General features: G+C 72.3%; 23 protein-coding genes and 1 riboswitch. Of the genes, 12 read left to right on the forward strand and 11 right to left on the reverse strand.

What is annotated here, in order from left to right:
• Positions 1-13: 13 nt before the first annotated feature.
• A complete protein-coding gene (locus tag HCK04_RS17535; protein ID WP_142648420.1) occupies positions 14-895 on the forward strand; it encodes an IclR family transcriptional regulator in 882 nt (293 codons plus the stop codon).
• 346 nt (positions 896-1,241) lie between these two features.
• Here the strand turns inward: HCK04_RS17535 and HCK04_RS17540 are convergent, their stop codons facing one another.
• From HCK04_RS17540 to HCK04_RS17550, 3 genes are all read right to left on the reverse strand, one after another.
• Positions 1,242-3,476, reverse strand: a complete 2,235-nt coding sequence (locus tag HCK04_RS17540; RefSeq protein WP_142648421.1) for a DUF222 domain-containing protein — start codon at positions 3,474-3,476, stop codon at positions 1,242-1,244.
• Entirely contained in the window at positions 3,455-3,661 is a 207-nt protein-coding gene (locus HCK04_RS17545; RefSeq protein ID WP_142648422.1) for a hypothetical protein, read from the reverse strand. Before HCK04_RS17545 ends, HCK04_RS17540 begins: the two co-directional genes overlap by 22 nt.
• Positions 3,662-4,943: 1,282 nt before the next feature.
• Positions 4,944-5,516 (reverse strand): flavin reductase family protein, encoded by a 573-nt coding sequence (locus HCK04_RS17550; protein WP_142648423.1) that lies wholly within the window; start codon positions 5,514-5,516, stop codon positions 4,944-4,946.
• A gap of 231 nt (positions 5,517-5,747) precedes the next feature.
• Here HCK04_RS17550 and HCK04_RS17555 point away from each other — a divergent pair, with 231 nt between their 5' ends.
• Both HCK04_RS17555 and HCK04_RS41190 read left to right on the forward strand, forming a co-directional pair.
• The gene (locus HCK04_RS17555; protein ID WP_168066019.1) at positions 5,748-5,894 is read left to right on the forward strand and encodes a hypothetical protein; all 147 of its coding nucleotides are present in this window, start codon (positions 5,748-5,750) and stop codon (positions 5,892-5,894) included.
• A 138-nt stretch (positions 5,895-6,032) separates the two neighbouring features.
• Positions 6,033-6,176 (forward strand): hypothetical protein, encoded by a 144-nt coding sequence (locus HCK04_RS41190; RefSeq protein ID WP_205830387.1) that lies wholly within the window; start codon positions 6,033-6,035, stop codon positions 6,174-6,176.
• A 213-nt stretch (positions 6,177-6,389) separates the two neighbouring features.
• Here HCK04_RS41190 and HCK04_RS42455 read toward each other — a convergent pair whose 3' ends face one another.
• Both HCK04_RS42455 and HCK04_RS43635 read right to left on the reverse strand, forming a co-directional pair.
• Positions 6,390-7,067: a hypothetical protein gene (locus tag HCK04_RS42455; protein ID WP_240971529.1), complete on the reverse strand. Its 678-nt coding sequence runs from the start codon at positions 7,065-7,067 to the stop codon at positions 6,390-6,392.
• 349 nt (positions 7,068-7,416) lie between these two features.
• A complete protein-coding gene (locus HCK04_RS43635; RefSeq protein ID WP_277351480.1) occupies positions 7,417-7,671 on the reverse strand; it encodes an undecaprenyl diphosphate synthase family protein in 255 nt (84 codons plus the stop codon).
• Between the two features lie 36 nt (positions 7,672-7,707).
• Between HCK04_RS43635 and HCK04_RS42465 the strand changes: the two genes are divergently transcribed.
• Positions 7,708-7,875: a hypothetical protein gene (locus tag HCK04_RS42465; RefSeq protein ID WP_240971530.1), complete on the forward strand. Its 168-nt coding sequence runs from the start codon at positions 7,708-7,710 to the stop codon at positions 7,873-7,875.
• Positions 7,876-8,135: 260 nt separating this feature from the next.
• Positions 8,136-8,281, forward strand: a riboswitch (cyclic di-AMP (ydaO/yuaA leader).
• A 12-nt stretch (positions 8,282-8,293) separates the two neighbouring features.
• Entirely contained in the window at positions 8,294-9,019 is a 726-nt protein-coding gene (locus tag HCK04_RS17575; RefSeq protein WP_142648424.1) for a GH25 family lysozyme, read from the forward strand.
• A gap of 96 nt (positions 9,020-9,115) precedes the next feature.
• Here HCK04_RS17575 and secD read toward each other — a convergent pair whose 3' ends face one another.
• Both secD and HCK04_RS17585 read right to left on the reverse strand, forming a co-directional pair.
• Complete coding sequence (gene secD, locus HCK04_RS17580) at positions 9,116-11,362, reverse strand: protein translocase subunit SecD (RefSeq protein WP_142648425.1); 2,247 nt, start codon at positions 11,360-11,362, stop codon at positions 9,116-9,118.
• A 42-nt stretch (positions 11,363-11,404) separates the two neighbouring features.
• Complete coding sequence (locus HCK04_RS17585) at positions 11,405-11,839, reverse strand: hypothetical protein (protein WP_142648426.1); 435 nt, start codon at positions 11,837-11,839, stop codon at positions 11,405-11,407.
• A 191-nt stretch (positions 11,840-12,030) separates the two neighbouring features.
• Between HCK04_RS17585 and HCK04_RS17590 the strand changes: the two genes are divergently transcribed.
• The 4 genes from HCK04_RS17590 (at position 12,031) to HCK04_RS17605 (ending at position 13,521) form a co-directional block, all read left to right on the forward strand.
• Positions 12,031-12,396 carry a hypothetical protein gene (locus HCK04_RS17590; RefSeq protein WP_142648427.1) on the forward strand — a complete coding sequence of 122 codons (366 nt, stop codon included), beginning with the start codon at positions 12,031-12,033 and terminating at the stop codon, positions 12,394-12,396.
• Positions 12,397-12,628: 232 nt separating this feature from the next.
• The gene (locus HCK04_RS17595) at positions 12,629-12,913 is read left to right on the forward strand and encodes a TraR/DksA C4-type zinc finger protein (RefSeq protein WP_168066021.1); all 285 of its coding nucleotides are present in this window, start codon (positions 12,629-12,631) and stop codon (positions 12,911-12,913) included.
• Between the two features lie 37 nt (positions 12,914-12,950).
• Positions 12,951-13,289 carry a TraR/DksA family transcriptional regulator gene (locus tag HCK04_RS17600; RefSeq protein WP_142648429.1) on the forward strand — a complete coding sequence of 113 codons (339 nt, stop codon included), beginning with the start codon at positions 12,951-12,953 and terminating at the stop codon, positions 13,287-13,289.
• Between the two features lie 91 nt (positions 13,290-13,380).
• Positions 13,381-13,521 (forward strand): hypothetical protein, encoded by a 141-nt coding sequence (locus HCK04_RS17605; RefSeq protein ID WP_240971531.1) that lies wholly within the window; start codon positions 13,381-13,383, stop codon positions 13,519-13,521.
• Here the strand turns inward: HCK04_RS17605 and HCK04_RS17610 are convergent.
• The 3 genes from HCK04_RS17610 to HCK04_RS17620 are packed head-to-tail and all read right to left on the reverse strand — an operon-like array spanning position 13,510 to position 17,652.
• Complete coding sequence (locus HCK04_RS17610; RefSeq protein WP_142648430.1) at positions 13,510-15,321, reverse strand: ABC transporter ATP-binding protein; 1,812 nt, start codon at positions 15,319-15,321, stop codon at positions 13,510-13,512. The genes HCK04_RS17605 and HCK04_RS17610 overlap by 12 nt on opposite strands.
• Positions 15,318-17,060: an ABC transporter ATP-binding protein gene (locus tag HCK04_RS17615; RefSeq protein WP_142648431.1), complete on the reverse strand. Its 1,743-nt coding sequence runs from the start codon at positions 17,058-17,060 to the stop codon at positions 15,318-15,320. The genes HCK04_RS17610 and HCK04_RS17615 overlap by 4 nt, the downstream gene beginning before the upstream one ends.
• A gap of 1 nt (position 17,061) precedes the next feature.
• The gene (locus HCK04_RS17620; RefSeq protein WP_142648432.1) at positions 17,062-17,652 is read right to left on the reverse strand and encodes an NAD(P)H-dependent oxidoreductase; all 591 of its coding nucleotides are present in this window, start codon (positions 17,650-17,652) and stop codon (positions 17,062-17,064) included.
• 111 nt (positions 17,653-17,763) lie between these two features.
• Here HCK04_RS17620 and HCK04_RS17625 point away from each other — a divergent pair, with 111 nt between their 5' ends.
• The 3 genes from HCK04_RS17625 to HCK04_RS17635 all read left to right on the forward strand — a co-directional run bounded on the left by HCK04_RS17625 (position 17,764) and on the right by HCK04_RS17635 (position 20,514).
• Entirely contained in the window at positions 17,764-18,570 is an 807-nt protein-coding gene (locus HCK04_RS17625) for a TetR/AcrR family transcriptional regulator (RefSeq protein ID WP_142648433.1), read from the forward strand.
• A gap of 29 nt (positions 18,571-18,599) precedes the next feature.
• Entirely contained in the window at positions 18,600-19,766 is a 1,167-nt protein-coding gene (hsaA, locus tag HCK04_RS17630; RefSeq protein ID WP_142648434.1) for a 3-hydroxy-9,10-secoandrosta-1,3,5(10)-triene-9,17-dione monooxygenase oxygenase subunit, read from the forward strand.
• Positions 19,767-19,884: 118 nt separating this feature from the next.
• Complete coding sequence (locus HCK04_RS17635; protein WP_142648435.1) at positions 19,885-20,514, forward strand: TetR family transcriptional regulator; 630 nt, start codon at positions 19,885-19,887, stop codon at positions 20,512-20,514.
• A 464-nt stretch (positions 20,515-20,978) separates the two neighbouring features.
• Here HCK04_RS17635 and HCK04_RS17640 read toward each other — a convergent pair whose 3' ends face one another.
• Positions 20,979-21,326: a hypothetical protein gene (locus tag HCK04_RS17640; RefSeq protein WP_142648436.1), complete on the reverse strand. Its 348-nt coding sequence runs from the start codon at positions 21,324-21,326 to the stop codon at positions 20,979-20,981.
• Positions 21,327-21,378 lie beyond the last annotated feature (52 nt).

The raw sequence follows: 21,378 nt of genomic DNA on the forward strand, positions 1-21,378 counted from the left end.
TCTGGGAGGTGTGATGACCGCTCTCCATGCCGAGGAGGCGGCGACGCCCGCGCCGCTGCCGCAGTCGATGGTCGAACGGATGACGTTGATCATGGACGCGTTCACCGGTCGCTCCACCCGCCTCACCCTTGAGGACGTGGCCCGTCGCACCCACCTCCCGCGCTCGACCGCTCATCGCATCCTCGACCAGCTCGTACGGCTCGACTGGCTGGACCACACGTCGTCCGGCTACAGCCTGGGCAAACGGGCGCTCGGCCTCGGCGGCCGGGACGGCGGCCACGGCGAGATCCGCGAGGCGGCCGCGCCGCTGCTGCACCGCCTGCAGATCAGGACCGGGATGGTCGTGCACCTCGCCGTGCTCGACGGCGCCGAGGTCTACTACCTGGACAAGGTCGGCGGGCGCTTCGCCCTGTCGGTGCCGACCCGCGTCGGAGGCCGGGCACCCGCCCATTTCACCGCGCTCGGCAAGGCGATGCTCGCCTGGCTGGAACCCGAGCAGGTGGAGGCGCTCATCGACGGGCACATCAGCCGCCTCACCAACCGGACGATCGGCGACATCGGCACCCTGCATCAGGAGCTCAACCGCATCCGGCAGCGCCGCGGGCTCGCCTTCGAACGGGGGGAGCGCTTCCCCGGCATCTCCTGTGTCGCCGCGGCCGTACGCGGTCACGAGGGGCCCGTGGCCGGCATCTCCCTGGTCGGCGACGCCCGCACCCCGCTGGAGCAGGTGGCCCCGCTCGTGGCCGACGCCGCGCGTCAGGTCTCGCTCGCCCTGTTCCCCGGCCTGGCGTCCCAGCGCAGGGCCCGCGCCCTCCACCGGGTGGCCGATGAGACCTGGTCCTCCGGGCCCATGAACCGCCTGCTCGCCGTCGCCCAGAACGGCGACTGGCTCTGATCCACACGCCCGCTGATCTGCACGCGCTCCGACCCGCACGGCCTTTGATCTGCGCGGCCTTTGATCTGCACGGCCTTTGACCTGCACGACCCAGTGCGAGCCGGCCCCGGTCCGGCACACCAGTCCGGCTCCGTACAGACGCGCAGCCGCCGAGCCCTGCGGCGCGCGTCGCCCGGGCCTGCCCTGTGCGTTGCCCACTGTGGCTCCCGCCTCACGCCCGCAGCCTCCGGGGCCTGTCCGTTCGTCGCCCGGGCAGGCCCGTGCGTCGCCCACCCCGTGCCTCCGGCCTTACTCGCGTAGTCACCGGGCCTGTCCGCGCGTCGGCCCACCTCTCCGTGCCCCCGCCTCACTCGCGCGGCCGCCTGCTCCCGATCCGGTGGTAGGTGAAGGCCCAGCGGTCTTCGCCTTCTTTGCGGCGGGTGTAGCGGTCGGGGTGCTGGTAGCGGTCGCGGTTGTGGAACTGGCAGGCCGGGCCGAGGAGCTTCAGGTCGGTCAGGCCGCCGGTGCTCCAGTTGTCGGCGTGGTCGATCTGGCACATGGTCGCCGGGAGTGGGCAGCCGTCGATCCAGCAGGTGGCGTACCGGGCGTAGATGGCCCGGCGTTGGGCGGGGGTGGCCAGGCGGACCTTGCGGCCCATGTCCAGCACCTGTCCCTCGGCGTTCATGACGATCCGCACCAACGTGCTGGTGCGGGCGAGGCGGTGCACGCTGGAGAGCGGGAGCACCTGCCCGGTCGCCAGCAGCAACCCCGGCGCTGTCCCCGGTGCCATCCCCAACGACGCACCCAGCAGCGTGCCTGCCGACGCTCCCAGCGCCGACCCCAGGATCGCCCCGGGCATCGTGCCCGCCGACGCACTCGGAGCCGCTCCCTGCGCAGCCTCCTGCGCCGTCCCGGGGAGCGTGCCTGCCGCCCCTCCCGGAGCTGCTCCCGATGACGCCCCCTGCGCCGCTGCTTGCGCCGTCCCCAGCGTCCGACGCCCGGCTCCCGGTGCTGTTCCTGATGCCCTCCCGGGTGGTGTCTTCTGCTCCGGTCCAGGTCCGACGGGTGTCGCTTCCGACAGTCCCGGCGTCCCCGGCGCCTGCGTCGCGTAGGGACAGTGCGCTTCGCTGTCGCACCGGTAGGTGCTCTGGCCATGCCGGTAGTCCCCCGCAGGCCGAGGCCCGGCGTGGGTGTGATGTGCGGAGGCGTCCTCGGGAGGAGGATCCGGCCACGCCGCCTCCGGCGGGTCGCACTCCCCGGGCCGCCGTTCGCGAGCCCTACGCTCACCGGTTCCACAGCCGCGAAACTCCTCATCGAGAAGTCGGGTCGCGGCGTAACCGGAGCCGGAGCCAGGGGAGGGGCCGGTGACAGGCGCGGTGGCGGAATCAGTGGCGGGGTCGGCCGCGGCTTCGCGCACGTCACCGAGGCCGGTCTGTGCGGGCTCGCGAGCGTCGTCGGTGCTTTCGGCACTGGCGTGCGCAGCGCTTGGGGCAGCGGCATCGTTTCCCGCACCGGCATCGCTTCCCGCACTGGCATCTGCCTCGGTCCCGGCCTTGGCAGTGGCGAACTCCTCCGGGGTGTCGAGGTCGTCGGCGTCAGCGGGCGTCGGGTCGCCCGTGTCGTCCTGGCCTTCCTCGAAGTCCTCGGCGTCCCGCGCGTCTTCGGCGTGGTCGGCGGTGTCGTCGGCCTGGCTCGGCTCGTCAGTGCTTCCGGCGGGGTCGGGGACGTAGTCGCTGGGGGCGCTGTCGCCGAGGTCTGAGAAGTGGTCGCTGACCTCGTCGTCGGCGGCAGGGTCAGCAGGGTCTTCGGTGGCCGGGTCGGTCTCTTCGGTGGCCGGGTCGGCGGGGTGTGGGTTGTCGTCGGTGGGGTCGGTGGGGTTGGTGGGGTCGGTGGGGAGGGATTCGGCGCTGACCACGACGAGGAGTTCGGCGGCGATCTTCTGCTCCAGCAGGGCGATCAGCGCGTCGGCCTGGCGCACCGTCAGCGGGCGGTCATCCCCCTGTGCCCTCAGCTTGGCGTACGCCTGCAACAACGCCATCAACCGGGCGCCGGCCTCACGCGGCAGGTAGAACTCCCCTTCCACGCCGCCGCCCTTGCCCGGGCGGACCCGCAGGAACCGCCGCCCGTAATCGGCCCGCTCATCCCGCTCTTCCCCATCGGGGTCCAGCACCGCCCGCAGATGGCGGCCGGCCTTGGCGACCTCCGCCGCCCCGGCCTTGCCCGCCAGGTCCACCAGGATCGGCTCCGCCAGGCCGGCCTGCTCGTCGGTTAGTCCGGCCACAGCGGCGCAGATGGCCTCCACCACCCCGGCCGCCAGCTCCCCTGTGGCGAACTTCTCCCGCACGACGGGGAGGCGCGGCAGTTCCGCGCCCAGGGTGAGCAGGCGGCCCGCACCGCCCACCGTCATCCCCCCGCTGGTGCGCAACCAGCAGCGGGTGGAGGCATGCCCATGCTGCCTGGCCTGCCCCGCTCGATGGACCCGCCCCACCCGGTCGGCCAGGGCGCTGGTGATCCGGTCCCGGGCGAACAGCAACTCCTCCGCCTCGGCCAGGCACATGTCCACATCGTCGGGCAGCGGGGTCAGCGCCAGCTCCTGGGCCACCTCACGAACCGACCCCACCACCACCCACGACGACCGCACACCACCCCGACCACGACCACGACCACGATCACGCCCACCCACACCGCCGGAAGCACCCGCACCTGCGCCCGCACCCGAGCCAGAGCCGCCCGCGCCAGAGCCGCCCGCGCCAGCGCCATCCGCGCTAGCGCCAGAGCCGGAGCCATTCGCACCGGCGGGAGCCGCGTCCTCGGCAGTCTCACGGGCGGCATTCGCGCTAGCGCCGTTCGCGCCACCCACATTCGCACCGGCGAATGCCGCACTGTCGGCGGCCCCACGCGCGGCGTTCGCGCGAGCACCATCCGCGCCAGCGGCGTCCGCACCGGCGGCAGCCGCACGATCGGCAGCCCCGTGGGTGGCACCTGTGTCCGATCCCGCGCTGTTGGCAGTCCAGCGCGCGGCGTTCGCGCCAGCGGCATTCGTACCGGCGGCAGCACCTCTTGTGGGATCCGCGCCGTCGTTAGTTGCGCTGCCGGTATCGGTGCCTGGGGCGTCCGTGCTTGCGGCGCGGGACGCGTTGGCGGGCTGCCGGGGCGCAAAGTTGATGATCGGGAAGGGCTCGCGGGCGGACGAGCCGTCGGACGACCACAGCGGCGAATTGGCGACCAGACGGTCCCACCAGCCGTCATCAGGGCCGTTCGAATGACGAAGGCGCTCAGGATCGATGTCGAACAGATCCATCACACCCGCCTCGATTGATTCGAACTGATGTATGGATTCTCTCACACTCCGTGAGCGAGTGGCAACCGTGCGAAGCGAACGGTTGGGGGCCGCAAGTTATCCAGGGAAGGGGGTGTCGGCCGTCTGAGGGCCTCCCCGAAGGCGGTGAAGATGCTGCTCGGAATCGGGCGACAACGGCGCATTCGACGACGCTTATGCGTATTCGACGGTGCGCAGGTCCGTTCGATAACGCGGAGGTGCGTTCGACGGCGTGCGGTGTGCGGACGAGTTCGGCCGCCCGTCGGTGAGGGGGGAACGGGCGCTGCTGCTGGCGGTGCACCACTGCTGTGGCCTGCATGATGCGCTGCGCGTCCGCCCGGCGAGGCAAGCGGGGCAAAGGGGCTGTTGAGGTCGGCGCAGCACCTACCGCGCCCTGCACCAAGTGGCGGGGGGCGCCTGTCAGGAGAGGTGGGGTACGGCTGCTGCCTCCGCACCGCCTGCCATGACCCGCATCATGCGGCCCGTGAGGGATATCCGTACGGCGAGGCGAGGCGGGGCGCGGCTGCTGCCCGGCACCGCTCGCCATGACCTGCGTCATACGGGTGAGGGGCGCTCGGCCTGCACCGCGCGCCAGGAACTCGTGTCATACGGGTGAGGGGCGCTCGGCCGGCACCGCGCGCGCCACGGACTTGTGTCATGCGGCTTGGGGGCGTTCGTCCGGCGAGGCGGGCGCGGGTTGTTGAAGAGGGGGTGCGGCTCGCTGTATGGGCCGTAGAGAAGAGGGGATCATCAGCCCCAATGGTCGCCCCAGCCCCACAGGTTGGGGCCGAGGGCGGCGGCCGGGTCGTCCTGGTCGAGGCCGAACCGGCCGCGGAAGAACAGCATGGGGCGCTGCTCGGTGACGACGGGTTCGAGCTCGTTGACGTGGCCGATGACCACGTCGTGGTCGCCGGCGACGTGCACGTCGCGGATCTCGCCGTGGACGCGCAGCAGCACTCCCCGCAAGGACGGGGTGCCCCATCGCGACAGGTCCCAGTCGAGGCCCGCGAACTTCGCGCCCGTACTGGACCCGAACCGGCCGCAGAGATCGACCTGGTCCTCCCCGAGGACGTTCACGCAGAAGCGGCCCGACCTCCTGATACGCGGCCAGGCGCGGCCCCTGTGGTCGGCGCAGAAAAGGATCAGAGGCGGTTCGAGGGACACCGACGCGAACGACTGGCAGGCGAAACCGGCGGGCTCGCCGTCGTCAAGGCCCGTCACCACGGTCACACCGCTCGCGAACATGCCCAGCGCGCGCCGGAACTCGGCGGGTGTGGGCGGTGCCGGCTCGGTGAACTCGGGGTCGGCGGGTACAGCGGTCATGGACTCACCTCGCGTGCGTGTCGATGCCTCAGGTGACGAACTTACAAACCCCCTCATGTGCGGCCCGCAAGGGGATCCCGGTCAACCGAAGGCACGTACCGGCGGGAGCGTGGTCCGGGCAGGTCACCGAGCCTGCCTGTCCCGATCTCGCTCATCGGGATGATCGCCCTATTCGGTGTGTCTGTCCAGTTAGCGTCACGAGTCCGGCACTCCGGTGATTCGGCATGGACGATGACGGAGCTGACCTATGAGTCGACCCTACGGGAACTCGCGACCGAGCACGGCGTGCTGCACTCCGAGCGGGAGACGCTCCCCGCTGCGAAGCCGGACACCCCGCCCTACTGGTCGCGGGGCAACACGCGGAAGGAGGAGCGGTGACCGCGTGGGATGAGGAGTTCGACCTCGTCATCGTCATCGTCATCGTCATCGTCGGCAGCGGGGGCGGAGGCATGGCCGCCGCGCTGGCCGCGTACGACAGCGGGCCGTACGCACCCGGCCGGGGAGACGATCGCGCTGGTGTCCGAGCGGTGCATCCCGCCGTCGATCATCGTCTCGGCGGACGGCAGGAGGTTCACCGACGAGTCCGTGCCGTACGTGAACTTCGTGCACGACCAGGGCGCGGGCGGGCACGTCCCGGCCTGGTTCGTGATGGACGCCTAGGCACGGGCGCGTTATCCGTTCGCGCAGATCATGCCGGGCATGCCGGTGCCGCAGGAGTTCTACGGCCAGGGCATCGCTTTCCGGGCGGACACCTTCGCCGAGCTGGCGGGCCGGATCGGTGTCCCGGCGGGCGCGCTGGCCGAGACCGTCGAGCGCTTCTACGCCTTCGCACGCACGGGCAGGGACCTGGACTTCGGCCGCGGCGACAGCGCGTCAGGCCTGGGCGAACATCTGGTCGTAGCCGCCGGAGTGCCGGCGGCCCGCCATGAAGCCGAGGAACCGGCGGACGAATTCACCCCGGGTCAGCCGCCCGTCATCATCGTCGTCGCCCGAGTCGTGGTCGAACGCCGTACGGAAGAGAGACCGGTACTCCTCAGCATCGATGGTCTGGTCGTCATCGGTGTCGGTGACGTCGAACAGTACCTCGGCGATCCTGATGAGCGCCGGGCCGGCCAGGGCGGCGGAGGCCGCGGCGTACTCGTGGCCGGTGATGCGTCCGTCGCCGTCGGTGTCCAGCTCCTGCTGCAGCTCCCGCCACCAGTCGGCGAAGGCCGCGAACAGGCGGTCCTCGTCCTGAGTCTCCAGGTCGAGGCGGGTGGCGATCTCCCTGGCCATCGCGGCGAGGTCGGGCCAGTCGAGGTGGCCGTCGCCGGTCTGGTCGAGGACCTCGGAGAAGAACCGCGCGGCGGATCGTACGGCGGAGCCCCCGGTGGCGGCCGCGGAGGTGGTGGCGGTGCCGGCCGCCTCCGGGCCGGGTGTGAGGAGGCGCAGGAGCGCCCCCGCCTTGGGAGCCTGCCCACGTAGGGGTCCATGAGGGTGAGGAACGACTGGAACTCGGCGTACAGCCTTTCCAGGACCGGACCGTCGAGGGACTCGCCGCTCAACCGGCACATCGTGACCGTGGACTCGAACAGCGTCGCCACCACCCAGGCGCGCGCCTCGGAGTCCGCGGCGTTGAACGGGCGGCCCTCGGCGTCGGTGCCGGTGATGCGCGCGTGGAGGCGGTTGAGCCGGGCCGCCTCCCGCTGCCGCACCCGGATGTCGGGGTCCACTATGCGCTGCGCGCTGAGCACGGTGTTGCGCAGCCGGCGCCACGGGGGCGCGACGAAGGTCGAGTTGGTGATCAGCGCCGCGCCGATCTGCGGGTGCGCGGCCTCCAGGACGATGGCCCGGGTCGCCACCAGCCCCCAGCGCGTCTGCCGGGTCAGCTCGTGGAGCATGGATCCCGGTGCTGCGTCACTCATCGACGTCCCTTTCCTGTCGGTGTCGGTGCCGAGACCGGTGCCGAGATCGGTGCCGAGATCGGTGCCGGTGTGGCGCCGAACCGGCGGTGGCGCCGCCGGTAGATCTCCAGGCACTCCCAGAAGTGCCCGGCACGGAAGTCGGGCCACAGCACCCGGGGGAAGACCCATTCGGCGTACGCCACCTGCCAGAGCATGAGGTTGGAGATGCGCTGTTCGCCGGAGGTGCGGATGACGAGGTCGACCTCCGGCATGTCGGGTGGGGCAGACGAAGGGCGAAACTCTCCTCGGTGACCTGCTCGGGCGGCACGCCGTCGCGGATCAGCGACCTGGCGGCCTCGACGATGTCGCGGCGGCCGCCGTGGACAGCGGCCTCGGCCGCCCGATGCCCCTCGGTGTGGGGCAGGGACCGCTGCGCGGCCCACCTGCCGTTCCCGTCCATGACGCACGCCACATGACGGGGGACGCTTCTCACCCTCACGGCGACGAGACTTGCACAGTCGGTGAGAGATCGACTACTTACCGTTGTTAGCCACGGCTTTTACTTCGAGCGGGTCCGGACCAGGTGCTGCCGCGTTGTGCCAGGTAAAGGCGTGTTTTGTCCTGTTTACACCATTCTGGTGGATTGTGTACCTTTAGGGCACACGGTATGGGGTAACGACCCGCCTCCGGCGACCCATCCCTTGCCGTGTCGTTGCCCGGTCCGCGTGGTCCCATGACCGCGCGGCCGCCGAATCCGCGTCATGTGGAGCCGGGGACCCACTCTCTTTGGGGTGAATCGGAGCGCAGGCCCCCAGATGCGCCCGTAGGGCACTTCCTGCCCGAACCCGTCAGCTAACCCGGTAGGCGGCATGGAAGCAAGGAGTCAACCTCGTCATGTCCACCCATCGGCTCTCCCTCGGGGGCCGGCACTCGCGCCGGCGCCTGCGCTCCGCCCTCGCGGCGGCGACCCTCGCGGTCTCGGCCGCCACGGCCGGCATCACCGCGGCCGTGGCTCTGCCCGCCGCCCCGGCGTACGCGAACCCGCACACGTACGGTCAGGACGTCTCCGGCTACGAGGCCGACCACGACTGGATGAACAGCCGCGCGCAGTTCGGCTTCATCAAGGCCACCGAGGGGACCGACTGGGTCGACTCGTCCTTCCCCCGGCACTGGCGGGAGCTGGCCAAGAAGGGCATCGTCCGCGGCGCCTACCACTACGGCCACCCCTCCAACGACCCCATCGCCGAGGCCGACCACTTCCTCAGCGTGGTGAACTCGCAGCCGAGCAAGCCCGGCGACATCCTGGTCCTCGACCTGGAGACCGCGGACGGCGAGTCCGTCGAGCAGGTCAACAAGTGGGCCAAGACCTGGCTGGAGTATGTGACGGCCAAGACCGGCACCAGGCCGATGTTCTACAGCGGGTGGAACTTCGCCAACAAGTACGGCCGCGGCCTCGGCCAGTACCCGCTGTGGGTGGCCCACTACAGCAAGGCCCCCGGCGACATCACGCCGCCCGCCGACTGGAAGACCTGGGCCATCCACCAGTACACCGATGAGCCCATCGACCAGAACGTCTCCTCGCTGACGCCCGCCCAGCTGCGCGCGCTCGGCCGCCGATAACGCCGCCGATAACGCCGCTGGCAGCGCCGCCGACAGCCCGGCGTCCCCCGGGGCGGATCGCCCGCCCCGGGGGACGCGCCGGGAGCCGTACCGGCCTCAGACCACCGCGCCGGAGTCGTCGCGGCGTACGGGCCTGACCCGGGGCGCGGCGGGAGCCGGCGGCGCCTGGCCGGAGCGCCGCTCCAGCGCGATCGCCACCGGCCCGGCCACGAACGACGACGACAGCGTGCCGGCGACGATGCCGATCAGGAGGGCGACGGCGAAGTCGCGCAGCGAGTCGCCGCCGAACACCGCCAGCGCCGCCAGGATGAACAGCGCCCCGAGCCCGGTGTTGACCGTGCGCGGCGCGGTCTGCAGGATCGCGGCGTTCACCACCCGGCCGAACGGCTCGCGGCGGCGCACCGGCCACAGCTCGCGCACCCGGTCGAACAGCACGACCTTGTCGTTGACCGAATAACCGATGATCGTGAGCATCGCCGCCAGGAACACCCCGTCGATCGGCCTGCCCATCCAGGCGAACGCGCCGACGACGACGGCCGCGTCCACGAACAGCGCCGCCACGGCCGCCGTGCCGAACGTCCACCGGAACCGGAGCGCCAGATAGACGAGCTGTGCGGCGAGCGCGACAGCGAGCGCGATGATCGCGTTGCGGCGCAGCTCCTCGCCCAGGCTCGGCCCGATCAGCTCGTCGCGCTGCTTGGCGACCTCGCCCACGCGCCGGTCGAGCGCCTCCTCCATGCGGACCACGTCGTCGGCGCTGATCTGCCCGGTGCGCACCGAGAGCGCGTCGTCCGACCGCTGCACGACGGCCGAGGGGAACCCGGCGTCCGCCACCGCCTGCCTGGCCGCCGCGACGTCCACGGGCCTGCTCGTGCCGAACTCCACGATCCGGCCGCCGGTGAACTCGACGCCGTAGTTGAGGCCGCGGGTGACCAGGCCCGCGCCCGCGACCACGAGCAGCCCGGCCGCGACGGCGAGCCACAGCCGCCCGCGCCGCATCAGGTCCGGGTCGCGCCGCGTCAGCCACGTCCTGACCCGGCCGATCGAGCCGATGCCGGACGCCCGCGGGCCGATCCTGCCGATCAGCGCGGCGGTGAGCACCCGGGTGATCAGCATGGCCGAGACCAACGAGGCCAGCACGCCGATGGCCAGCGTCACGCCGAAGCCCTTCACCGGCCCCGAGGCCAGCCAGAACAGCAGCCCGGCGGCGAGCAGGGTGGTGATGCCGGAGTCGGCGATCGCGCTCCAGGCGTTCTTGAAGCCCCGGTCGAGTGCCGCCTTGAGGCCCCGCCGGGGCGCGTCGCCGAACTCCTCTCTGGCCCGTTCGAAGACCAGCACGTTGGCGTCCACCGCCATGCCGATCGCCAGGACGAACCCGGCCAGGCCGGGCAGCGTGAGCGTGGCCCCCATGGCCACGAGCCCGGCGTACGAGATCAGGCCGTAGCAGGCGAGCGCGACCGCGGCCAGCACGCCCACCAGCCGGTAGACCATGCCGATGAACACCGCGGTCAGGATCACCCCGGCGACGCCGGCCTTGGCGCTCGCCGCGATGGCGTCGGCGCCGAGGGTCGGGCCGACCGTACGCTGCTCGACCAGCTCAAGCGGCACCGGAAGCGAGCCGCCCTTGATCAGCACCGCGAGGTTCTGCGCCTCCTGCGGGGTGAACGACCCGGTGATCTGCGTGGTGCCGCCGCCGATCCCCACCCCGCAGGCGATCGACTCGTCCACCTGCGGCGAGGAGATGATCTCGTTGTCGAGGACGATGGCGACGCGGCGCTTGTGGTCGCCGAGCGGCGCGCAGGCCGCCTCGCCGGTCAGCTTCCGCCAGGGACCGGGTTCCTTGAAATCGATCGTGACGAACCAGCCCGGCCCCGCCTGGGGGTCGCTGCGCGCGGCGGCGTCGGCGACACCGGCCCCGCTGAGCGCGACCGGCCCGAGCTTCAGCTTCCGGCCGCTCTCGTCCGCGATCGCGTCCGTGTCACCCTCCTCGGCGGCGCTCAGCACCGGATGGAAGTTGAGCTGGGCGGTCTTGCCGATGACCGCGGCGGCCTCGCGCGGGTCGAGCACGCCGGGCAGTTCGACGATGATCCGCTTCTCGCCGGAGCGGACCAGGGTGGGATCGACGACTCCGAGGGCGTCCGCCCGGCGCCGGAGCACGTCGAGGGCACGGTCGGCGGCGTCGGCGTCCGCCTTGACCGTGGGAGAGTCTCTCGTCTCGAAGACGAGCTGGGTGCCGCCGCGCAGGTCGAGGCCGAGGCGCGGCGCAATGGTGAGAGCGAGCAGCAGTGAGATCGCGATGACGGCGAGCGCCGCCACCGCGCGCCACAGGGGCGCACGGGACATGAAGCCTCCACAGGCGTACGAGTGGGACGAGTGAGAGCGGTCTCAGTACGCCGTGGAGGGAGGGGCGCGGGCCGCGGCGGCGCGACGCGTGCGCTGGGCGGGCGGGCCGTCGTGACGCGGACCGGCCCGGGTGACCCGGGTGCCGCCGCGCGGCACCGCGGGGTTGGGCAGCACGACCGGCCCGCCGGTGGCGCCGGAGCCGGCCCCGCCCGTCCGGACGCGGGCCGGATCACCCTGAGCCGGCCGCGTGGCGTGGGCAGGGGCGCAGACGCGCGTGCCCATGAGCCGTGTGTGCGTGAGCCGTGCCCCGTCACGCGCCGGTGCCGCCACGACGTGGCGGGCGGCGGGGCGATGAACCGTCCCCCACGCCGTCCCCCACGCCGGCGCGTGCGCCGACGCTGACGCCGGCGTGCCGCCGGAGGTCAGGAGGATCGCGTGCAGCAGGAGCAGCAGCGCGGCGGTCAGCCCACGTCGCACGACGGTCTCCCCCTCCCGCGTCCGCCCGGTCTTGCGGCCACCGTAGCCGGTTCCGGGCGAGCGTGCCCGCGGGAGACGGGCCCAGAAACGGGCACAGGAACGGGCCCAGAAACGGGCCCAGAAACGGGCACAGAACACGGGCGCAGGAAACGCGGATGACCGTTTCGCGAAGGTGGGTTATGGTCGGTCACATGGCGACCTTGCGACGTGGCACGTGCGGGTCCACCGCCTTCACGTTGGTGGTGGGCCTGCTGATGCTCGCCCTCGCACTGGTCGCCTCCACGCCCGCCTGGTATGGCGGCGATCCCGCCCAGCGCGCGCCGCAGGCCGCCGCCGAGGTGTGGACGCCGGGGGCGTGGACGCCGCAGTCGGCGACCCTGCCCACGAGCGCCGCCGGTGCCGAGCACCTGCCGTTCCCGTTCCGGCCGCGCGTCGCCGTGGCCGCGGCACCCGTAACCCCGCCGGGGCCCGCCCGGCATCACGAGGACATCGTCCTCAGCCCCCAGCAGACCGGTCATCGCACCGCCGGCTCGCGCAGCCCGCCACAGGCCATCTGAGACAAGCGCTGTAATCCGCGCCCTGTGACATGAGCGCTGTGACATGAGCGCTGTGACATGAGCGCTGCGACACGGGATTTCGCGTAGCCGCGCCCTGTCACGGGCGAAGCCTTCCCATCACCGTCGTACGCGGGCCGTTCCCGCGTACTCGTCTCGCGTACCGGCAGCCCCGGTGCGCCGAAGGCGCGCGCCCGCGCGCCCACATCATCTTTCACCTGGAGTGATGCCGCCTATGGCAGAGATCAGGTCGCCGCGTCTCCTCATGGAGGAGTGCCGGCGGTATTCCGCGCAGATGTCCGAGCTGCGCACGCTGCTCGAGGAGCGGCTCCACGCCGCCGTGGGCGAGGCCGCCACGATCGAGGTCGCCGAGATCGAGGCGGCTCTGGAGCGGATGGAGCGCGGCCTCTACGGCACCTGCACCCGATGCGAGGCGTTCCTGCCGCTCGACCGGCTCCGGCGCATGCCGCACGTGCAGGTCTGCGCGTCATGCGCCGGAGAGACCCGGTTGTCGGCATGACGGCCCACAGTCGAGAACACTCGAAAGGACCTCGACGATGACCACCAGTGACGAGTTCACCGCGATCAGCGAGCCGCAGACGCAGGCCATGCGCGCGGACCTTGAAGAGCAGCTCCAGTGGCGGGAGGTGCAGCTGCGCGACCTGCGGGCCGCCGTCGACGGCGGCAACGACGACACCGCGAGGCTCGCCCTGCTCGCCGACGTCGCCGCCACCGAGCGGGCGGTCGCCGAGCTGCGCAGGGCGCTGGAGCGGATCGAGGAGGGCAGCTACGGCCGGTGCGCCGACTGCGCCGGGGCCATCCCGTTCGGCCGCCTGAAGATCCGGCCCCTGGCCCGGTATTGCATCGCCTGCCAGCGGCGCCACGAGACCCGGTGACCCGGCGGGACTCCCACTGAGCGGGAGGGCGGGGGCGGCCGGGCGCGGGTTCTGCCACGGTGGGATCGGCGCTCGGCCTCCCGGCCCGCAGATGGGATTGAGCACAGGTGACGCTCATCCGCGGCCGGGCCGCCCGGAGGACATCGCCGGGACCATCGCGTACGCCGCCTCGGCGGACGGCGCCTACCTCAACGGCGTGGAGGTCCGCGTGGACGGCGGTTCACACAGCTGACCGCTCCGGCCGGGCCCCGGGGAGCTGGGCCCCGGGGAGCTGGGCCCCGGGAAGCTGCGCGCGATACAGCCGGGCGTACGCGCCGTCCGCCGCGAGCAGTTCGTGGTGCGTGCCCTGCTCGACGATCCGTCCCTCGTCCATCACGAGGATCAGGTCGGCGTTCCTGATGGTCGACAGGCGGTGGGCGATGACGAACCCGGTGCGTCCGGCCCGCAGCGAGGTCATGGCCCGCTGCACCAGCACCTCCGTGCGGGTGTCGAGCGCGCTGGTGGCCTCGTCGAGCACCAGGATCGGGGGATCGGCCAGGAACGCGCGGGCGATGGTGACGAGCTGCCGCTCACCCGCGCTCAAACCCTCGCCGTCGTCGTCGACCACCGTGTCGTACCCGTCGGGCAGTGTGCGCACGATGTGGTCGACGCCCGTGGCCCTGGCCACCTCGACGATCCGCTCGCGCGGCACGTCTCCGGCGCCGTACGCGATGTTGCCGGCGATCGTGCCGTGCCGCAGCCAGGTGTCCTGGAGCACCATGCCGATCCGCGTCCGCAGCTCCTGCCTGGGCACCCGGGCGATGTCCACCCCGTCCACCGTGATCCGCCCGCCCGTGACGTCGTAGAAGCGCATGAGCAGGTTGACCAGCGTGGTCTTGCCCGCGCCGGTCGGGCCGACGATGGCGATGGTCTGCCCAGACTCCGCGACCAGGGACAGGTCCTCGATGAGGGGCCGGTCCGGCACGTACCGGAACGAGACGTTCTCGAACGTCACCCGGCCGGTGGCCGTGGCAGGCAGGTGGACGGGGTCGGCGACGGGCTCCTCCTCCTCGTCCTCGTCGAGCAGTTCGAAGATCCGCCCTGCAGAGGCGAGCACCGACTGCAGGAGGGTGGACATCGACGTGACCTGGTTCACCGGCTGCCCGAACTGCAGGCAGTATTGGACGAACGCCTGCACGTCGCCGATCGACAGCGAGCCGGCCGCCACCCGCAGGCCGCCGATGACCGCGACGAGCACGTAGTTGAGGTTCATGACGAGCGACATCGACGGGCCGATCAGGCTCGACAGCAGCTGCGCCCGGAACCCCGCGCGGAACACCGCGTCGTTGCGCTCGCCGAACTCGCGCACGGCCTCGCGCCGCCGGCCGAAGACCTTCACGAGGGCGTGCCCGGTGTAGATCTCCTCGACGTGCGCGTTGAGCCGGCCCGTGGCCGCGAACTGCTCGGCGAACCGCGGCTGGGCCCGGCCGCCGACCACCCTGGCCGCCACGACGGACAGCGGCACCATGAGCACCGACACCAGGGCGAGCAGCGGCGAGGTCCACACCATCATCACCAGCACGCCGGCGAGCGTGAGCAGCGCGGTGACCGCCACGCTGAGCACCTGCTGGAGCGTCTGACCGACGTTGTCGACGTCGTTGGTGGCGCGGGAGAGCAGGTCGCCCCGCTCCCGCTCGTCGAAGTAGGCCAGCGGCAGCCGGGCGAACTTGGCCTGGGTCCGCTCCCGCAGCCGGAACACCAGCCGCTGCGCGATGGCCGCGGTCGTCCGCTGCTGGGCGAGGGTGAGCAGGAACGCGGCCAGGTAGCAGGCGAGGGCGGCGAGCAGGATCCGGCCGGTGGCGGCGAAGTCCACCTGACGGTGCCCGGACACGGCCGGCAGCACCAGGTCGGTGGCCGCGCCGAGCAGCCGGGGGACCGCCACGCTCAGGGCCACGGCGGCGGCCGCGCAGGCCAGGGCGGCCACGGCGAGCGGCAGTTCGGGGCGGGCCGTCTCCAGCAGACGCCGGACGGTTCCACGGCTGGGGGCCGTCATGCGGCCACCTCCTGACCCGTCTGGGAGAAGACGATCTCGCGGTAGGCGGGGCACGAGGCCATCAGCTCCTCGTGGGTCCCCTCTCCGGCGACGCGGCCCTCGTCGAGCACGACCACCCGGTCGGCGTGCCGGGCCGAGGAGATCCGCTGGGCGACCAGGACGACGGCGACGTCGCTGGTCTCGCGTGCCAGCGCGTCGGCGAGCGCGCGCTCGTTGATCGGGTCGAGGGCGGAGAACGGGTCGTCGAGGAGCAGCACCCGGGGACGGGCGACCAGGGCCCGCGCCACCGTCAGGCGCTGCCGCTGGCCGCCGGACAGCGAGGCGCCCCCCTGGCCGAGCGGCGTCTCCAGGCCCTCCGGCAGCGCCTCCACGACGTCGCGCGCCTGCGCCACCTCCAGCGCGTGCCACAGCTCGGCGTCGGTCGCCTCCGGCCTGCCGTACCTGAGGTTGGCGGCGACGGTGCCGGAGAACAGGTGCGGCCGTTGCGGCACCAGCGCGACGACGCCGGCCGGCTCCTCGGGCGGCAGCGACGCGAGGTCCGTCCCGTCGAGGAGCACCCGCCCGGCGGCCGGGCCGACCAGCCGGGCCACGAGGTTCAGCAGGGTCGTCTTGCCCGAGCCGGTGGAGCCGACGACCGCGACGGTCTCGCCGGGGCGGACGCGGAGGCGCACGCCCCGCAGCACCGGCTCTTCGGCCCCCGGATAGCGCACGTGCGCGTCGCGGACCTCCACCTCGCCCATCCAGATCCGGTCCCGCCGGGCGGGGCTGCTGTGAGCCGGTGACGCGTCCGGCTCTGTCCCGGTCTCCAGCACCTCCCGCACCCGTACGGCGGAGACCCGGGCGCGCGGCACGGCCAGGACGGTGAACGTCGCGAGCAGGGCGGAGCCCAGGATCACGGCCAGGTAGTTGAGGAACGCCACCAGCGAGCCCACCGGGGTGACGCCGTCGCCGACGAGATGCCCGCCGAACCAGACCACCGCCACGCCGCACAGGTTGCCGATCAGCATCCCGGCGGGGAACATCAGGGCCACCAGCCGCGCGGCGCGTACGGCGAGGCCCAGCAGCGCGTCGTTGGCCTCGGCGAACCTGGCGCTTTCGCGGTCCTCGGCGGCGAAGGCCCGCACGACGCGGACGCCGGTGATCTGCTCGCGCATCAGCCGGTTGACCTGGTCGACGCCGTGCTGGGTCGCCTGCCACAGCGGGGTGAGCCGGTGCAGGATCACCCACAGGACGGCCGACAGCGCGGGCAGCGCGACCAGCAGCAGCGTGGACAGGCGCAGGTCCTGGCGCAGGGCCATGACCACCCCGCCGAGGAAGATCATGGGCGTGCCGGCCAGGCCGGTCAGCCCCATGAAGACGAGCGTCTGCACCTGCTGCACGTCGCCGATCGTCCGGGTGATCAGGGACGGCACCCCGAAGCGGCCCACCTCCCGCGAGGAGAACGACTGGACCTTCGCGTAGACGGCCGCGCGCAGCTCGTGACCGACGGCGGCGGCGGTCCTGGCCGCGAGCGCGCCCACCACGGCCGAGCACAGGACCTGGGCCAGCGTCCCGGCCACCATGACGCCGCCCAGACGCAGGATGAGCCCGGTGTCGCCGCGCAGCACGCCGTCGTCGATCAGCGTGGCGTTGATCGTGGGCAGCAGGAGTGCGGCGAGCGCCTGCGCGATCTGGAGCACGCCGATCAGGGCGACCGCGCCGCGATGCGGGCGCAGGCCGGAGCGGAGCAGGGAACCCATCTCAGCCCCCGTACGGCCGCGCCGCCCGCGCCTGGCGCAGGGCCCGGCCGAACCAGACGAGCTCGTCGATCATGACCTTGGCGGCGCCTTCCGGGCCCGCGGGGTCCTTCGGCCAGTTCCCCTCCGCGTCGAACAGCGTCCAGGGGCTCTGGAAGGCGACGGAGTCGCGGATCGTCACCGCGTGCAGCTCGGCGAAGACAAGCCGGAGCTGCTCGACGGCCCGCAGGCCGCTGGACATGCCGCCGTAGCAGACGAATCCGACGGGCTTGGCCGCCCACTCCCGGTGATAGCTGTCGATCATCAGTTTGAGCGCGGCGGGGAAGCTGCGGTTGTACTCCGGGGTCACGACGACGAAGGCGTCCGCCGCCTCCACCCGGGGCCGCAGCCCGACGACCTCCTCCGGCTTCTCGCCGCCGAGGTGCCCGCGCAGCCCGTCGGGGAGCCGGGTCTCGGCCAGGTCGATGACGTCGAGCGCCACGTCGTCGCGCCGCTCGGCCTGAGCGGCGAACCAGTTCGCGACGAGGGGCGCGACCCTCCCGTCCCGGACGCTGCCGATGATCATTCCCACGTTGAGCCGGTCTTCTCCGGACATGATTCCTCCCGAGGTGAGTACGCCGTACGCGGCGGGTACACCGTACGCGCAGATGCGTACGATGTACAAGTCCGAGTACGATGTACACAGCGAAGCGGGAGGAGCACGACGATGGCCGGGAACAAGACGGACGGCGTTGACGACGTGACCGGCGCGGTCCGCGAGTCCATCTGGGAGCGGATGGAGCGCCCCGCCCGGCCTCCCCGCGCGGCGCTGACCCACGCGCAGATCGGCGCGGCGGCCGTGGAGATCGCGGACACCGAGGGGCTCGACGCGGTCTCCATGCGCCGCCTGGCCGAGCGGCTCGGCGTCGCCACCATGGGCCTCTACCGCTACGTGCGCGGCAAGGACGACGTGATCGAGCTGATGGTCGACAGGGTCTACGCCGAGGAGGCGCGAGCCGGTGAGGGCGGCGGTGAAGGCGGCGGTGAAGGCGGCGACTGGCGGGAGGTCCTGCGCGTATCCGCCCTGCGGCTGCGCGCCCTCATCCTGCGCCATCCCTGGCTGGTGGACACCACGGCCGGCTCCGGGCCGCTGACCCCCAACTTCGTCGCGCGCCTCGACCGGCTGCTCGCGTCGCTGGACGGCCTCGGCCTCGACGCCGACACCGCGATGACCGTCATCGGCACGGTCACCGCGTTCGTCACCGGGGCGACCACCTCGCGGATCAGGATGGACAGGCTGATGCGCAAGGAGGGCGCGGAGAAGATGGACGACCTGCGCACCCTCTACTCGTCCCGGATGAGGTGGCTGCTGGATTCGGGCCGCTATCCCGCCTTCGAGCGCTACATCCGCCAGGGCGTCAGGAAGGACGACGACGACTGGCAGTTCGAGCTCGGTCTGGACAGCGTCCTCGACGGCATCGCCGCCCGGCTGCGCGTCGGAGAACAGGGCACCGCCATCATGGACGGCAACTGACCGACGAGCGTGACACGGAGAACTCCCCCATGAGCAACGAGGTCATCGACGCGGTTCGCACGCTGCTGCCGAAGATCGCCGAACGGGCCCGGTCCACCGACGAGGACCGCCGGGTCCCCGCCGAGTCGATCACGGAGCTGGCCCGGGCCGGGGTGTTCCGGATGCTGCAGCCCAAGAGGTACGGCGGCGCGGAGAGCGACCCGGTGAGCTTCTACGAGGTGGTCAGGGAGATCTCCGCGGTGTGCGGGTCCACCGGCTGGACCGTCGCCGTGCTCGGCGTGCACCCCTGGCAGCTCGGCCTGTTCGACGAGGCCGCCCAGGACGAGGTGTGGGGGAGCGACCAGGACGCGCTCATCTCCTCGTCGTACGCGCCGGTCGGGCGGCTCGTGCCCGCCGAGGGCGGCTACCGGCTGTCCGGCAGGTGGCGGTTCTCCTCCGGCTGCGAGCACGCGTCGTGGGCGATGCTGGGCGGCCTGGTCCTCGGCGACCAGGGCAGGCCGGTGGACTTCCTGACCGTGCTGGTGCCCCGCTCCGACTACGTGATCGAGGACGTGTGGGACGTCATCGGCCTGCGCGGCACGGGCAGCAACGACATCCTCGTCGAGGACGCCTTCGTGCCCGCCCACCGCGTGATGCGCAACCACGACATGGCGCAGCTGCGCGGCCCCGGCCAGAAGGTGAACACCGGCCCGCTCTACCGCATCCCGTTCGGCACCGTGTTCACCACCACGATCACCGCCCCGGTCATCGGGATGGCCGTCGGCTGCTACCGGTCGTACGTGACCGCGATGCGCGACCGCGTACGGCTCAGCCTGGGCGGCGGCCGGTTCGCCGAGGACCAGTTCGCGCAGGTCGCGGTCGCCCGGGCGGCGTCGGAGATCGACGCGGCGATCCTGCAGACCGACCGCAACGTGCGGGAGGTGTACGAGCACGCGGTGCGGGGCGAGACGATCCCGGCCGAGCTGCGGCTGCGGGTGCGCCGAGACCAGGTGCGCGCCACCGAGCGGGCGCTGGAGGCCATCGACATCCTGTTCAAGACCGCCGGGGGCAACTCGCTCAGCCGCGGCAACCCGATCGAGCGGGCCTGGCGCGACGCCCACGCGGGCAGCGTCCACGTGGCCAACGACGTCGAGCGGGCACTCGCGATGTACGGCAGGGGCGAGTTCGGCCTGACCGTCGAGGACAACCTGATCTGAGGGCATTCCCGGGCGTCTGACCGGCCCGTACGTCCCACTGAGTGGTATGGACCACTGGCGGCCGGGGAAGCTCCGCTGTGTATCGTCGTCGCGACGGACGAAGGACCAGGGGGGAGACGTGCCGAGGATCGCCGAGGTCAGGGCGTCGGCCGAGCCGAGCTCACCCGAGCAGCGCGCCCGTCACCTGCGCATCCTGCGCGCCGCCGCCCGGTTGGGCGCGGAAAAGGGACTGGAGCGCGTCCAGATGCACGAGGTGGCCAAGGAGGCCGGCGTGGCGATCGCCACGCTCTACCGCTACTTCCCCTCGAAGACGCATCTGTTCACCGCGGTGCTGGCCGAACAGGTCGACAGGTTCGGCGAGAGCCTCCCGCGGCCCGAGCCGGGGATGACGCCCGAGGACGCCGTCGGCGAGGTGCTCGTGCTCGCCAGCAGGCGGCTGCTGCGCCGCCCCGCGCTCGCCACCGCGATGCTCCAGTCGGCGAGCGCCGCCAACGCCGCCGCGGTGGCCGACGTGGGCCGGATCGACCGGACGTTCCGGAAGATCGTCCTGCGCACGCTCGGCGTCGCCGAGCCCACCGTCACCGACGTCACGCTGATCCGGCTGCTGATGCAGTGCTGGTATGGCGTGCTGCAGATGAGCCTCAACGGCAGGGCGTCGGTCACCGACACCGAGAGCGACATCCGGATCGCCTGCCGGCTCCTGCTCGCGCCCCGGTCGAACGCGGCGGCCGGCCCAGTTTCCCCCTGACCGATCGGCTCCGGGCACATACGCTGCAGACGTGGCGCCGGAGATCCTCACGTACCTTTTCGCGGGGTTCGGGCTCGGCTCGATGGTGCTCGCGGCGGCCGTCGCCGCTCCCGTCCTCACCGCCCGCGCACGACGTTCCGTACGCGGGTGAGGCTCTCGGCGTGCCGCGAATGACCTGGTAGAAGGTTTCGGAGGTGAAGCGCGGCCGGGGCTGGTCGTTCCAGCCGATCTCGGCGGCCCGGCGCCGGATCGCTTCGCCGGCCGCGGCGGCGGCCTCGTCGTCGTCGAAAACGGCGATCGACAGGCCGTTGCCGGTGGCCGGGTCCAGCAGATGGTAGGTGGCGCGCACCCCGGGGACGGAGGCGGCGGCTTCGACGACCCAGTCACGGTCGTCGGTGGGCATGGGTTCCCACCGTGCGACTCTGGCGATCACGCGGTTCTCCGATCAGGCGGTTGGACGGGACTCAGGCCGGCTGAGGTGCCCGGCGGCCGACGGCGAGCAGAACGATCGCGGCCACGGTGACCGCGATCGCGATCCCGATGACGATCTTCGACCAGTCCGGGGCGTCGTCCGCCCAGTAGACCGGCAGGCCGAGCAGTGCGGAGACGACCCGGGAGCCGATCACCACAGGGATCGCGCCGCGCCGCCGGGCGAGCGCCGCGGCCACGATCGTGATGACCCCGACCACCCCGCCGCCGATCGCGAGCGCGGCCGGGGGTCCTTCGTCGGCCCACAGACCGGACACGCCGGCGATGTCCAGCAGGCCCAGCAGTACGGCTAGGGCGAGGCCCCACTTGAGGGTCGGGTTCATGGCAGCTCCCGGTCGACGGAACGGTCATCCATGCCGGGACCGTAGGTCGCAC

This window comes from Microbispora sp. CL1-1 (assembly GCF_012034195.1).
In the GTDB taxonomy this organism is placed as follows: domain Bacteria; phylum Actinomycetota; class Actinomycetes; order Streptosporangiales; family Streptosporangiaceae; genus Microbispora.

Excerpts from the sequence above, each read along its gene's own strand:
- HCK04_RS17535 (WP_142648420.1), top strand. The coding sequence starts at position 14 with ATGACCGCTCTCCATGCCGAGGAGGCGGCGACGCCCGCGCCGCTGCCG.
- HCK04_RS17545 (WP_142648422.1), bottom strand. The coding sequence starts at position 3,661 with ATGGCTCCGGCTCTGGCGCTAGCGCGGATGGCGCTGGCGCGGGCGGCT.
- HCK04_RS17550 (WP_142648423.1), bottom strand. The coding sequence starts at position 5,516 with ATGACCGCTGTACCCGCCGACCCCGAGTTCACCGAGCCGGCACCGCCC.
- HCK04_RS17555 (WP_168066019.1), top strand. The coding sequence starts at position 5,748 with ATGACGGAGCTGACCTATGAGTCGACCCTACGGGAACTCGCGACCGAG.
- HCK04_RS43635 (WP_277351480.1), bottom strand. The coding sequence starts at position 7,671 with ATGCCGGAGGTCGACCTCGTCATCCGCACCTCCGGCGAACAGCGCATC.
- HCK04_RS17575 (WP_142648424.1), top strand. The coding sequence starts at position 8,294 with ATGTCCACCCATCGGCTCTCCCTCGGGGGCCGGCACTCGCGCCGGCGC.
- secD (WP_142648425.1), bottom strand. The coding sequence starts at position 11,362 with ATGTCCCGTGCGCCCCTGTGGCGCGCGGTGGCGGCGCTCGCCGTCATC.
- HCK04_RS17590 (WP_142648427.1), top strand. The coding sequence starts at position 12,031 with ATGGCGACCTTGCGACGTGGCACGTGCGGGTCCACCGCCTTCACGTTG.
- HCK04_RS17595 (WP_168066021.1), top strand. The coding sequence starts at position 12,629 with ATGGCAGAGATCAGGTCGCCGCGTCTCCTCATGGAGGAGTGCCGGCGG.
- HCK04_RS17600 (WP_142648429.1), top strand. The coding sequence starts at position 12,951 with ATGACCACCAGTGACGAGTTCACCGCGATCAGCGAGCCGCAGACGCAG.
- HCK04_RS17605 (WP_240971531.1), top strand. The coding sequence starts at position 13,381 with ATGGGATTGAGCACAGGTGACGCTCATCCGCGGCCGGGCCGCCCGGAG.
- HCK04_RS17610 (WP_142648430.1), bottom strand. The coding sequence starts at position 15,321 with ATGACGGCCCCCAGCCGTGGAACCGTCCGGCGTCTGCTGGAGACGGCC.
- HCK04_RS17615 (WP_142648431.1), bottom strand. The coding sequence starts at position 17,060 with ATGGGTTCCCTGCTCCGCTCCGGCCTGCGCCCGCATCGCGGCGCGGTC.
- HCK04_RS17620 (WP_142648432.1), bottom strand. The coding sequence starts at position 17,652 with ATGTCCGGAGAAGACCGGCTCAACGTGGGAATGATCATCGGCAGCGTC.
- HCK04_RS17625 (WP_142648433.1), top strand. The coding sequence starts at position 17,764 with ATGGCCGGGAACAAGACGGACGGCGTTGACGACGTGACCGGCGCGGTC.
- hsaA (WP_142648434.1), top strand. The coding sequence starts at position 18,600 with ATGAGCAACGAGGTCATCGACGCGGTTCGCACGCTGCTGCCGAAGATC.
- HCK04_RS17640 (WP_142648436.1), bottom strand. The coding sequence starts at position 21,326 with ATGAACCCGACCCTCAAGTGGGGCCTCGCCCTAGCCGTACTGCTGGGC.